Here is a 14,503-nt window from a genome sequence, read left to right on the forward strand (position 1 = left end):
TTGTGCAAGCTGTGCTTGATTTTGTGATGCTTGTGCAATTTCATCTGACATGGAGCTTACAAATTCTCCATCCGCGCCATATTGAATGCTATTTACAGTTTCACGGATTGTTCTGCAAGTATTCTTACTTCCTAAGCAACTACTTAAAACCCCTCTCCGTCTATTACATAAGCATAACTATTTTTAGCACTATATTTTTTAACTATATTTTTCAATTCTTCAAGTTTTAAATCAGCCCGTCCTTTTTCAATTGATTCGACATGTAATAATCAGAAATTAAATTTGATATTAAAAATGGTATTCCTACAATAAATATAGCAATGATAATTAGTTGATGTTTTATAGATTTCATCTTTAGACCCTTTTTTCTTGTATTTAAACATATTTAAACATATTTAAACATATATGTAATAAAAATATGCTGAAATTGCGTTAAAGGGTTGCATTTATATAAGAATGTAAAAGTATGACGAAATAAATGCAATTGTATTAATAATATGTATAATAAATATATATTTCAATCTTTATCGTCAGTTAATTTTATTTTGCCTAATATACAAATATTTTAAGTTGTTATGTGGTTAAATCATCTCCTGGATCGCTACAACAGATTCGTAGAAGATGCATAGAATAGCTTCGCAGAAGATGAATAGCTTCGCAGAAGATAAATTGACGACTTCAGAAGTAGATTTATACTACCACTGAAGTTTTCTATTTGTTAGGGCAAGTAACTCCTACTTATAGTAGGTACTCAAACTTATAGAAATGGGAGACTTTGCTTTTGAAATATCTTTAAACATTCAAGTCTAATATGTCCCGCATGGTATAATATAATAAATACAAAATGAACTATGTGGGGAAATTATATATAATAAATTAAAAGAAAGGACGTGTTTTTGTGAGTTTAAGATTTATATACGGAGGAGCTGGAAAAGGGAAGAGTACGTTCTGCTTAGAGGACATAGAAAAACGAAGTACCGCCGAGAGCGAAAAACCCTTAGTACTTTTGGTACCAGAACAATTTTCCTTTCAAGCTGAAAAAAATCTTATAAAAGTAGTTGGATCTACAGGAATAAAGAACGTCCAAGTACTTAGTTTTAATAGATTAGCGTACAAAGTGTTTAGCGAGGTTGGAGGCATAACCCGTAAACCTATGGATACTTCAGGAAAGGCAATGCTTATTCATAGCATACTTCAAAAAAAGAAAGATGAACTCAAGGTATTTAAAGGAGCGGCTAGACAAAAAGGCTTTGTAGATAATGTAGCTTCTGCAATTACAGAGTTTAAAAAATATAATGTTTCTGTTGAAGATTTAAATAAGACATTAGGCAATTTAGGGGAAAACACCTTGCTAGTAGATAAAATAATGGATTTATCTCTTATATACGGAGAATTTGATAATATTTTAAATAAAAACTATGTGGATCCAGATGACGATTTAACACGCTTAAATAGTGCCCTTGATGAATGCAATATTTTTGATGGTTCTGAGTTTTGGATCGATGAGTTTACAGGCTTTACACCACAACAGTATGGAATACTCGAAAAGCTATATAAAAAAGCTAGGAGGATAAATATAACGCTTCCATTAAAAAGCTCAGAGCATTCAAAATGTATGGAGGAATCTGATGCATTTTATTCCATTAAGTTTACAGAAAATAAGCTTTTAAGTTTAGCAGAGGATAGTGGGACAAGTATCGAAGCACCTATAGAGCTGGAAGGTAATAAAGAATATAAATTTAAAAACAATAATGAACTATCTTTTCTTGAAAAAAATTATTTTGCATTCCCATATACACCAAGTACTGAGAAATGTGAAAACATAAAGGTATTTAAAGCTCTTAATGGATACTGCGAAGTGGAACATGTGGCAAAGGATATCTTAAGACTATGCCGTGATGAGAATATAAGATTTAATAAAATAGCAGTAGTAACAAGAGACTTACCTTCCTATGAAAAGTTAATTAAAGCCATATTTACAGAATATAATATTCCATTATTTATAGATAAGAAAAAGGATATAACAAGTAACCCCTTAATTGTGCTAATAACCGGAGTCGTTGAGATTTTCACTAAGAACTTTAGCTATGAGACAATGTTTAGGTATCTTAAAACAGGGCTTTTAGATATAGAAAAGCAGCATATAGACATGCTAGAAAACTTCGTAATAGCAGCGGGAATAAAGGGCAAAAGAAAATGGACAGAACCTGATCTATGGCAGGAGAAAATAGAATACTATTTTAGAGATTACTACAATGATAAAGCTGGCATAGACGAAGCAGCATCACAAAGTGCAGAGAAACCTGTAGAAAAAGTTGCAGGTTCTCATGAGGACAAAGCTGAAAGAATAGAAGCCACTATTAAAATTTTAAATGATACTAGAGAGAAAGTCATAGATCCACTACTACAATTCAAAGAAAAATTAAGAGGCGGATGTACCACCAAAAAAATATGCACAACTTTATTTGAATTTCTAGAAACTATAAATGTATATAAAACAATAGAAGAGTGGATAGAAAATTTCAAAAGGGAAGGTGTGCGAGAGCTCGTAACCGAGTACAGTAAAATATGGAACTTAGTTATGGAACTATTAGATCAGATGGTGGAAGTCCTTGGCAATGAAACCCTATCCCTTGAGGACTTTGTAAAAGTACTATCCATGGGATTTAGTAAACATCAAATGGGAATTATTCCACCTGCACTAGATGGAGTAACTATTAGCAGCGTGGAGCGCATAAAAAGTCATGATATAAGTGCACTGTACATTATAGGGGTAAATGATGGAGTATTCCCAATGGCAAACAAGGAAGATGGAATATTAACGGACAATGATAGAATGATTTTAAAAGAAAATGCATTAGAACTTGCAAATGACACAAAAACTGAGGTGTTTAATGAGCAGTATTTAATCTATGCTACGATAACCATCCCAAGTAAATATTTAAATATAAGTTATCCTATTGCAGATTATGAGGGCAAAACGTTAAGACCTTCTATTATAATATCTAGGTTTAACGCCTTATTCAAAGGTCTAATAGAGGAGAGCAATATAACTCAGTTTAGTGAAAGGCTACAAGAAACGAATGATATGCAGCAGCTGTGTGCTAAAGTTCCAACATTTAACGAGTTGATATTTTATCTAAGGAAATATTTAGAGGAGGGAGTTATATCGCCACTTTGGATTGATATTTATAAGTGGTACCAAAAGGACCCTAAGTTTCGAGAAAAAAGCAACACCATGTTTCAGGGATTTGACTACAAAAATGAAATGAAAATGCTTGAGAAAGAAAAAGTAAAACTACTTTATGGAGACAAAAATTATTTTAGCGTATCTAGAATAGAAAAATATGAAGAATGTCCCTTTGCATATTTTGTGCAATATGGCCTAAAAGCTAAGGAGCGAAAAACTTTTACATTTTCATCTCCAGACTTAGGTAGCTTTATGCACAGTGTACTTGATGATTTTTCAAAGCTTGTGGATAAAAATGAAATAAAATGGGCGGACCTTCAGCGTGAATGGTGTGAAAAAAATATAGCAAGTATTGTAGAAAAAGAAGCAGAGGAAGGCATAAGTGGCTATATATTGAACAGTACCCCAAGGTACAAGTACTTTACAGAGCGGTTAAAAAGAGTTTTAAAACGAACTATTATGGTGATAGTTGAGCAAATGAAAAACAGTGGATTTGAACCCTTTGGCTATGAAGTATCCTTTGGATTTGAAGATGGAGATTATCCACCAATAAAAGTAGAACTATCCACAGGGGAAGTAGTAAATCTAGTTGGTAGAATAGATAGAGTAGATAAGTTAATTAATGAAGGAGAAGAATTTTACAGGATAATAGATTATAAATCTGGAAATAAGGATTTTAAACTATCCGATGTATATTACGGACTTCAAATACAGCTATTGACGTATTTAGACGCCATGCTTAAAAGTGAAAGAGCAATTTCTAAAGAAAACGAAATTTCAGAGGAGCCAATTTTCCCAGCAGGTATTTTGTACTTTAAAATAGATGACCCAGTAATAAAAGCTAAAAATAATTTAGATGAAGAAGAACTGGAAAAAGCAATAATGAAGGCTTTAAAAATGAAGGGGTTACTACTAGCAGATACTAAGATAATTAGGGAAATGGATAGAAATATTGAAGGCGCATCTCTAGTTGTTCCAGCATCTATAAAAAAGGATGGGAAGTTAGGCTCAAGATCATCAGTTGCAACTAAGGAGCAGTTTGAAATGTTACTCCGCCATGTAAAGGAAAACCTAATAAGCACCTGTGAACAAATGTTAAGTGGAGAAATAGACATAAAGCCATATAAGAAAAAAGATGCTACACCTTGTGCTTACTGTGAATACACGGCTATTTGCCAATTTGATCCTACATTAAAGGAAAATACCTATAAGATAATAAAAGATAAGAGAGACAAGGAAATATGGGAACTCTTATCTAAAGAAGAAATTAAGTATAGCGGTGTAAATACTCAAGAGATCGGAGTGGATGAGGAGTAATGTTAAAGAGTGAGAATGAAATTAAACATGTAAAAACAGAGGTTTCATGGACCGAGGATCAGAAAAAGGCTATCTATACTCGCGACTGCAACGTTCTAGTAGCTGCAGCGGCAGGCTCAGGTAAAACAGCGGTACTAGTTGAGAGAATAATAAAGATAGTAACAGATGAAGATCGGCCTACAGATATAGATAAGTTATTAGTGGTTACATTTACGAACGCGGCGGCATCCGAAATGAGGGAGAGAATAGCTGCGGCTATTTCAAAGGAACTTTATAAAAATCCACAAAGTAAACTACTGCAAAGACAGTTAACCTTATTAAATAAATCCAGCATTACAACTATTCACTCCTTCTGCCTTGAGGTTATTAGAAGCAATTTTCATATAGTAGATTTAGACCCTAATTTTAGAATAGCAGATGCAACAGAAGCAGTTCTTTTAAAACAAGAAGCTCTAGAGGAATTATTTGAGGATAGATATGTAGAAATGAATGATGAAAATGAAACCGAAGATGAAGATAGCGATTTAAATATAGAAAAGGATACTAGCTCTATAAATCTAATTGAGGATTCTAGTTTCTTAAAACTTGTTGAAGCCTATAGTAATAATAAAGAAGATTTAGGCCTTAAGTCTATAGTGTTAAGCCTTTATAATTTTGCCATGAGTTCTACAAATCCAACAAAATGGCTACTTGATTCGGCAGAGGATTTTAACATAAAAGATGGGTATAGTTTTAGTGATACCCCTTGGGCAAAGGTTTTAATGGAAGATGTTAAAATAGAGATACTAGGCATTGAAAAAGTAATGATTAAAGCATTGAAAATCATAGAAAACAATGAAGCTATAGCATTATATTACGAAGTGTTCAAATCAGATTTAGAGTTAATTGCAGATTTAATAAGCGCTGAAAGCAATTGTTTTGAAAGCTTAGCAGAAGCGTTTGAAAATTTAAGCTTCCCAAAACTAACAACGATAAAAGCCTGCAAAGATAAGGAAAAACAAAAGGTAGTACAAGAGATAAGAAATAAGGTAAAAAAACAATTAGGGGAGCTGGGGCAGCAAATAATGAATGCAAATTCAGAAACTGCTTTAAGAGATATAAAAACATTGTATCCACAAATGCTTGAGTTATCTAACCTTGTTATAGATTTGCAGGAAAAATATAGAGAAAAGAAAAAGGAACGTTCAATTATAGATTTCAATGATTTTGAGCACTACTGCCTTGACATTTTGATGGAAAAAAATGAAGAGGGGGAAATAGTAATAGACGCTCAGGGAAAACCAGAACCTTCCGCAGTGGCAGTTGGGCTAAGAAATAAATACGAAGAAATTTTAATAGATGAATATCAAGATAGTAACATGGTGCAAGAAACTCTATTAAATATAATCTCAAGAGAAAAAATAGGTTTCCCAAATGTATTCATGGTAGGAGACGTAAAACAGAGTATATATAAATTTAGGCAGGCAAGGCCAGAGCTCTTCTTAGCAAAGTATAATAGTTATTCAAAAATTGATGGCGAAAAAACCAGAAAAATAACTCTATACAAAAATTTTAGAAGTCGTGAGCCAGTTATAAATGCAGTAAACTATATTTTCAAACAAATAATGTGCAAAAACATTGGAGATCTTGACTATACAGATGAGGAAGCGTTAAATTTGGGAGCTCACTTTGATGAACTTGAAGGTCCGGGAGTAATAGGCGGAGCAGTGGAGCTACATCTTATTGAAAAGGAAGTTAAAGATGCAGGAGAAGAAAACGAGGGTGAAGAGGTCGAGGATGAGGGACGGTTAACAACTAATGGAACTGAAGCCGAGGGACATGGCAAAACAAATGAGGATGAAACCCCTACAAATATTGAATTAGAAGCTAGAATTGTGGCAAAAAGAATAAAAGAATTAATGCTACATAAAGATGAAAAAGCTTTTAAAATTTATGACAAAAAAATAAAAAGTTATAGATACGTTGAATATAAGGATATTGTAATATTACTTCGGGCCACCTCAAATTGGGCACCCTCATTTTTAGAACAATTGAAGCTAGAAGACATACCGGTGTATGCAGATACAGGCACAGGATATTTTAGTACCATAGAAATTCAAATAATCATGAGTTTACTTCAAATTATAGATAACCCAAGACAGGATATTCCTATGCTAGCAGTTCTCCGTTCTCCAATAGGAGGGTTTACCTCAGAGGAACTGGTAGATATAAGAGTAGGTCAAAGGGAAGTAAGTTTTTATGAAGCAATGGTAAACTTAGAAGGCACTAAAAAATCAGAAAAACTCGGTAAATTCCTTGAAAAATTAAACCACTTTAGAGAAATTTGCACGTATATGCCCATTGATGAATTCATATGGCATTTATATACTAGCACTGGTTATTACGGTTATATAGGAGCCATGCCAAGAGGAACCCAAAGACAAGCGAATTTAAGAGTGCTTTTCCAAAGAGCAAGGCAATATGAAGAAACTAGTTACAAGGGACTGTTTAATTTTATAAATTTCATAAACAAGTTGAAAATAAGTAGTGGAGACATGGGCAGTGCTAAAACCTTAGGGGAAAATGAAAACGTAGTTAGGATAATGAGTATACATAAAAGTAAAGGGCTAGAATTTCCTGTAGTATTTCTAAGTGGCATGGGAAAAAACTTTAACTTAATGGATATAAATAAGAGTATATTATTTCATCATGAATTAGGCTATGGCCCAGATTTTGTTGATCCAATCAGAAGAATTTCTTATCCTACAGTTCTAAAACAAGCGCTTAAAAAGACAATAAAGATAGAAAGTCTTGCAGAGGAAATGAGGGTACTATATGTAGCTTTAACAAGAGCGAAGGAAAAGCTAATAATAACTGGGTCAATGAGAAATATAGAGAGAAATCTAACTAGAATGAGTTCTAGTTTAGAAGAGAATAGTGAAAAGCTAGGAGAATATGAAATTTTAAAAGGTAAAAGCTATTTAGATTGGATAGTACCGGCGGTAATAAGGCATGTAGACGGGAAACCATTGCGTGAACTAATAGAAATAGAGGATAGTACAACGAATTTATTAAGTCATCCCGCAAGCTTTACGGTAAGGTTCTGGAATAGAGAAAACATAAAGAAAAACGACAATTATGAAGAAGAAATTACTGTTAGCTCACAGGAAAAGCTAACAGCACTTCAGGAAGAACCTACAGATGAGAAGTTCATCTTTGAAATAGAAAAAAGGCTAGGATTTATTTATAAATACGAAATGTCCACAAAAATGCCTACAGTACTTACAGTAACAGAGATTAAAAGAAAATTTAATGCAGAAATTACTGAAGGCGATTCAAACAATATGTACCACCCAAAACTTATAAATAAGCCCAAATTCCTAGAAGAGGCGAAGGGATTAACCCCCGCAGAAAAAGGAACCGCTATGCATGCAGTGGTGCAAAGATTAGATTTAACTAAAGTGGCGACCACAAGTGAAATAGGATTACAAATTGAGGCTTACGTTGAAAAATTGCTAATCTCAAAAGAAGAGGGCAAATCCGTCCGGGTCAATAAATTATTAAAGTTATTTAAAACGGATCTTGGACAAAGAATGATAAAAGCTTATAATCAAAAAGCTTTAAAAAGAGAAATACCGTTCCATATGGAAATTAAGTCAACAGATATAGATAAAAACCTCCCAATCGAAATATATGGAGAGGAAAAAATAATGCTTCAAGGAATAATAGACTGCTATTTTGAGGAAAATGGAGAGATAGTTTTAGTGGATTATAAAACAGACTCCTTAAAAAATGGAGATGTAAATCTCTTAATAGAGAAATATAAATCTCAGCTAGATTATTATGCAAAGGCAATTGAAGCAACACTTGGGAAAAAAGTTAAAGAAAGCTACCTATATTTATTCAGTAACGATGAAGCCGTAGAAGTTAAATAATCTTCTGCGAAACTGAAAAACCTAAAAAAGGGGAGATACAAATGAGGATACTTCATACCTCCGATTGGCATCTGGGGAAGACTTTAGAGCAATACAGTAGACTAGAGGAACAGGAAGAATTTCTAGAAGAATTTATACAAATAGTTGAAAAAAACAATATAGATTTAGTACTTATAGCTGGAGATATCTATGACAATGGAAATCCACCAGCAAGAGCTGAAAAAATGTTTTATAGCACACTTAAGGATATAACAAGTAGTGGGAAAACAGCAGTGCTAGTTGTGGCAGGTAACCATGATAATCCAGAAAGATTAGTTGCGCCGAGTCCTCTTGCATACGGTCATGGAGTGGTACTTTTAGGGGAACCAAAGAGCATAGCAAGGCAAGGCGTATTTGGAGAATTTAATATTGACGGAAAGTGTGATTTTGAAATAATAGAAAGCGGAGAGGGGTACTTAGAGCTTAGTATAAGAGGGGAAAAAGCAGTTATTATAACACTGCCCTATCCAAGTGAAAAAAGGTTGAATGAAGTACTTTCAATAGAGATTAATGATGAAGAAAGGCAAAAAAGCTATTCTGATAGAATAGGGGAACTATTTGAAAATCTATCTGATAAATATAGAGAGGATACTGTAAACCTAGCAGTATCACACCTCTATGCTATGGGTGGAGAGGAAAGTGGATCAGAGAGAAGTATACAACTAGGGGGAAGTCTTTCAGTTTCACCATCTAAATTTCCAAAGAATGCTCAGTACTCAGCATTAGGTCATCTTCATAGACCGCAAAAAGTGCCAGGAACTAAGGGGAAGATAAGATACTGCGGATCTCCAATTCAATATAGCAAAAGTGAAATAAATTATAGTAAGGGAGCGTACCTCGTAGATGTTAAAGCTGGGGGCGAAGCTGAAGTTTCACAAATAATGTTTAGAAACTATAAGCCTATAGAAGTATGGAAATGTAACAGCACCGAGGAAGCAATAGAAAAATGCAAAAATGAGGGTGAAAGAAACATTTGGGTATACCTTGAAATAAAGACAAAAGAAATAATAAGCACCGAAAACATAAAGGAAATGAAAAGACTTAGGCCCGATATAGTTTCTATAGAACCAATACTTGAGGGCATAGAACGCGAAGAGGATTTAGAGGAAAGCCTAAGGGAAAAATCCATGGAAGAAATGTTTAGAGAATATTTTACAAAGGCAAAAGGTGGGCTAGAGCCATCGGATGAAATTATGGAATTATTTTTAAACATAGCATTAGATGAAGAGGAGGAACCGAAAGATGAAACCAGTAAATCTTAAAATAAAAGGGCTAAATTCGTTTGTAGATCAGCAAACTATTGAATTTTCAAAGCTTACAGAAAAAGGACTTTTCGGTATCTTCGGTCCAACAGCTAGTGGTAAATCCACAATTTTAGATGGGATAACCATAGCTCTTTATGGAAAAGTATCTAGAGACACCAAAGAGTTTGTAAACACAGAAACCAATGTAGTAGAAATAAGCTTCGACTTTGAAATAGGACTAGGGGAAACTCGAAAACTATATAGAGCAGAAAGAAGCATAAAGAGATTAAAAACTGGAAATTTCAAAACTGCTTATGCAAGGCTCATAGAAATAAATAAGGGAAATGCTGATGAAAACAAGGTTTTAGCAGAAGGACCAAAGGAGATTGACACAAAAATTACAGAAATAATAGGACTGAAAGTTGAGGATTTTACAAGGTCAGTCGTGTTACCTCAAGGTAAATTCAATGAATTTCTAAAGCTTACAGGAAAAGAAAGAAGAAATATGCTAGAGCGAATATTTGCCTTAGAAAAATACGGCACCAAGCTTTATGAAAAAATAAGATCAGTTAGAAATGAAAACCTAAAAACTCAGACTATGATTCAGGGAGAAATGAAGGGATATGAGGATGTAGGTGAAGAAGGTCATAATGAAATAAAATCTGTACTAGATGGGTTAAAGCAGGAAGAAAAACAAATTAAAGCTGAGAAAAAAACTGTGGATAAAGACTTCGAGGAATATAAAACTATCTGGGAGTTACAACAAGAAAAGAGTCAGTATGAAAAAAAAGAAGCTGACTTAAACAAGCAAGCAGAAGAAATAAAAAATAAAAAAGAAAAATTCACTAAGGGAAGTTCAGCATTAAATGTAAAACCCTATATTGATAATGTGCACGAAACTAAAAAAAGATTAGCGATAAACAAGGATACACTTCAAAAACTAAGTAGTGCTTTTTTAGTCATATGTCAAAAACTGAACATTACAAAAACTTCTTATGATAAAGCATGGACTGATAAAAACAATAAACTTCCTATTTTAATTGAAAAGGAAGTAAGCCTCAAACAAGCTGCAAATATTGAAGAGAAAATAACCTATCTAGCTAAAGAAAAAGATATCCTTTTAAAACAGCATAAAGAACTTACGCGAAATATTAGTGAGAAAAATCTAAAGAATGCAATTATTGTTACTAATAAGTCGAAAATAGAAAATAGACTGGGAGTTACTGAAGAAAAACTAAGTGAAATAGAGATACTACCAGAGTATAGGGAGAAACTGTATAACGCCTATAACAGTGAACTAGAAGTTTCAGCTACGGCGAAAAATGTACAAGAGCTTAAGAAAAAAGCGGAAGATTTAAAGAAGGGGGCAAATACCACAAAGTTAATGCATAGAGAAGCCATTATACTTAAGGAAAGCAAACAAAATAAACTAGTTCTTTTAGAAGAAAAAAGTAAGAAAATAGCAAATAATTTCCCGGGAGATAATAATTTGTTGCTAGAAAAGCAGGAGGCCTATAGTTCGCTACGGGATACCCTAGAGAAAGCTGTAGAAAACCATAAAATAAAGGGTGAACTTCAAGGGAAATATAGAACTATTAACATTGAAACCGAAAAAGGTAGGTTAAATCTAGAAAATGCAGAAGAATCTATAGAAAGTGTGAAAGCTCAGCTTAAAATTATAGAAGGTGAGATAAAGGAAATAGAACGAGCTAACATGGCAGCAGTTTTAGCCTCTAGTTTAAAAGAGGGAGATGAACTTGGTAAGCTAAGACTATGCCCAGTATGTGGGTCGGAGCATCATCCCCGTATAGCAGAGCTAAAAGTAGATACTAATTTAGAAGTTAAGAAAAGTTTAAAGCAAAGTGGAGAGTTAAACCTAGAAAATTTATCTAAAGATTATCAAAAAGAGCAAATAAAACTTGTGAGGTTAATAAGCGATGAGGAGTATATAAATAGCCAATTAGAAATAGTTAATGTTAAGCTTCACGATATAAATATTGAGAAACTTCGCGCCGAGAAGAATGCAAGTGAATTGTTGTTAACTCAATTTAAGGAAAACTTAGAAGTCTACAACAAACAAAAAACTGAGATAGACTTAGCACTAAATAATCTGCGTGATGAAAAAAGTAAGGTATATATGGAAGAAGCAACACTCAGGGAAGGTTTAAGAAAAGAAAACGAAGCGCTAATAGTAATAGAGGAAGAGTTGTCTATTGCAGAAGGAAGGTTAAAACGGCTGCGCGAAAAGCATGAGCTTTTAAAAGTAGACTTAATTAAGCAGGAGAGTTCATTTAAGCAAAATCAAAGTGGAAGTATAACATCAGTATCCATAAAGGAAAAAATACAGCAACTTAAAGATTTAGATAATGAGGTAATAAAACTAACTGCCATGGCAAGGAAGCTTCGAGTAGAGCTAGTAACATTAGAAAAGGAAGCATCTGACGTAGACAAGTGCTTAAGGGATCTTACCACTTCAAAAACGGAAATAGAAACCAGCGGTAAGGAAAAGAAGGCAGAAATAGACCGTTTGACTATCCAAATAGTTGAACTCTGTGGATTTACCCCAGAGATGGATCGTACACCTAAAATTGAAATAGAAAAGGTGAAAAATGAAATAAAGGATATAACATCAATTGAGGCTAGTTTAAAAGATATTTTAGAAAAAGAAAATATAGAAAAGCAAAGATTAGACACTCAAAAAACCAGTGAAGAAAACAAAAGTGAAATGCTTTTAAAGATGCTGGAAGATGGAGAAAAAAAATTAAGCATAGTTCTTAAAGAAAATTCCTTTGAAAATGCTGAAATAGTTTGTCTCTATTTAATTTCAAGAGGAGACTTATTACTAATTGAAAAAGAAATAAAACAGTATGAAGAATCTAAACGTAGCATAATAGATAATTTACAAAGAGTAGAAAATTTACTTAATGGGAAAGAAATAGACGCTACACTCTTTGAAGAGGTAAAAGAAAAAAGAGAAGTACTTGGGAAGATTTTAGAAGAAAAAACCAAAGCAATAGGAGCTCAACATAGGGCCCTTGAGGAAATGGAAAGAAAGCTACTAGAAGTTAAAAACCTTATAATAAAGAGAAGCGCTATAGAACACAAGCTTAGTCTTTTAAGAGAAATTGATACATTAATTCAAGGGAATAAATTTGTGGAATATGTAGCTACGAAGCAGCTAAAATACATATCTATGGAAGCCTCAAAACGATTAAAAGACATAACAAGAGGACGTTATGCATTGGAGCTTGATTCTGATGGAGCCTTTGTAATGAGAGATGATTTTAATGGAGGAACAAGACGTGAAACAAACACTTTATCCGGTGGAGAAACCTTCTTAACTTCACTATGTCTTGCGCTTGCGCTGTCTTCACAAATTCAGTTAAAAGGGAGTGCTCCACTAGAGTTCTTCTTCTTAGATGAAGGATTTGGTACACTAGACACGAATCTTCTAGAAGTAGTAATGAACTCACTTGAAAAACTTCATTCAAGTACATTATCTGTGGGAATAATAAGTCATGTGGAGGAGCTACGTAGTAGAGTGCCTGTAAAACTAATAGTTACTCCGGCAGAGCAGGGACAGGGAGGAAGCAAGGTAAAACTAGAGTATACGTAGAAGTATCACATTTCTCCTGCGTGCCTTGCGAACGGGCTTAAAACTAGAAATTTGATTAAAAAATTCTAATCTTTTGCGAATATAAAATTCTCTGGCACTCACATTCAACCTCCTGGCTCAGATTCGCTAGCCTGGGCCTCTGGGTAGTTCTCTGGGGGACATAACAATTATTAATTGTTATGCAACCTGTCAGGCTCACGAGAATTTTATATTGGCAAAAGAAGAATTTCTAAATCAAATTTCAATGTTTCCGCGTCTTTTATTGCAAGTCACTTCGGAGAAATTCCATACTGTTAATGCAGAGTGATGCTAAGTTACTTGGAAAAGAGGGGAACAACTTAGTAATTAAAATTTAACTAAATTTAACTGGAATTTAATTCAAATCTAATTAGATTTCTTCATATAAAATTATGTAAACAATATATATATGTAATCTTAATAAGAGCTAAAAAATAAAATTAGGGTATTACATGAATTAAAATATTATGCTATACTATCAAAGTCAAAGCAAATTCAATGCGTTGTACCGACGGTCATATCATCGTCGGTACAACGCATTTTTTTGATTTAAATAAAACTGAGGAGGAAATTATGGAAAAATGTATGCCTACAAATGGAAAAGAAGGGTTGATTTATGGGGGTGTTATATGTGCATTGACTTGCATTTTCATGGCAACTATGAATATTTGTATTAACATGGGTGGAGTGTCAGGAGAAGCTATAGTTACATCATTAAAATCATTTCCAGTAGTTTTTATAATTGCAATGATACTTGAAACGTTTATTGTGGGGAAGATAGCTAATAAACTAGTGAATGTTTTTATTTTACCAACAGATAGTTTAAATGCTCATATTCTGTTTAGGACATTTTTTACCGTTATTGGTATGTCCATTATTATGACAAATGTTGGAGAAAGTTTAGCAAGTGGGTTCAGCCTGGAGGTCATTAAAGAGTTCCCAACTTGTTGGCCACGCAACTTTTGTGTAGTTATATTTTTGGAACTACTTATTGTACAGCCTATTGCAAGAAATGTGATGACAAGAATGCATGAAGGCCAAGAAAAACATCAAACCAAGAATGAAAATGATTTGGATGATAGGTTAAGTTCATAGAAACAAAAATGTTTTGAGCAATGAACAATCTTCTTCTGAAGTTGTTAATTTATCTTCTGCGAAGCTACTT

Annotated in this window: 5 protein-coding genes; all 5 read left to right on the top strand. The window is 33.5% G+C overall.

Annotated features, from left to right (window positions below; genetic code table 11):
* Positions 1–898: 898 nt before the first annotated feature.
* The 5 genes from addB (at position 899) to ACWJKP_RS02595 (ending at position 14,433) form a co-directional block, all read left to right on the top strand.
* The gene (addB, locus tag ACWJKP_RS02575; protein ID WP_462961391.1) at positions 899–4,507 is read left to right on the top strand and encodes a helicase-exonuclease AddAB subunit AddB; all 3,609 of its coding nucleotides are present in this window, start codon (positions 899–901) and stop codon (positions 4,505–4,507) included.
* Positions 4,507–8,421, top strand: a complete 3,915-nt coding sequence (addA, locus tag ACWJKP_RS02580; RefSeq protein ID WP_165414383.1) for a helicase-exonuclease AddAB subunit AddA — start codon at positions 4,507–4,509, stop codon at positions 8,419–8,421. Before addB ends, addA begins: the two co-directional genes overlap by 1 nt.
* A gap of 41 nt (positions 8,422–8,462) precedes the next feature.
* The gene (locus ACWJKP_RS02585; protein ID WP_165414382.1) at positions 8,463–9,722 is read left to right on the top strand and encodes an exonuclease SbcCD subunit D; all 1,260 of its coding nucleotides are present in this window, start codon (positions 8,463–8,465) and stop codon (positions 9,720–9,722) included.
* A complete protein-coding gene (locus ACWJKP_RS02590; RefSeq protein ID WP_165414381.1) occupies positions 9,703–13,320 on the top strand; it encodes an AAA family ATPase in 3,618 nt (1,205 codons plus the stop codon). Before ACWJKP_RS02585 ends, ACWJKP_RS02590 begins: the two co-directional genes overlap by 20 nt.
* Before the next feature lie 591 nt (positions 13,321–13,911).
* On the top strand, positions 13,912–14,433 hold the full coding sequence (locus ACWJKP_RS02595; protein WP_165414380.1) for a DUF2798 domain-containing protein: 522 nt from the start codon (positions 13,912–13,914) through the stop codon (positions 14,431–14,433).
* The last annotated feature ends 70 nt before the right edge of the window (positions 14,434–14,503 follow it).

It is taken from the genome of Clostridium sp. CM037, from assembly GCF_055081095.1.

Excerpts from the sequence above, each read along its gene's own strand:
- ACWJKP_RS02590 (WP_165414381.1), top strand. The coding sequence starts at position 9,703 with ATGAAACCAGTAAATCTTAAAATAAAAGGGCTAAATTCGTTTGTAGAT.
- ACWJKP_RS02595 (WP_165414380.1), top strand. The coding sequence starts at position 13,912 with ATGGAAAAATGTATGCCTACAAATGGAAAAGAAGGGTTGATTTATGGG.
- ACWJKP_RS02585 (WP_165414382.1), top strand. The coding sequence starts at position 8,463 with ATGAGGATACTTCATACCTCCGATTGGCATCTGGGGAAGACTTTAGAG.
- addA (WP_165414383.1), top strand. The coding sequence starts at position 4,507 with ATGTTAAAGAGTGAGAATGAAATTAAACATGTAAAAACAGAGGTTTCA.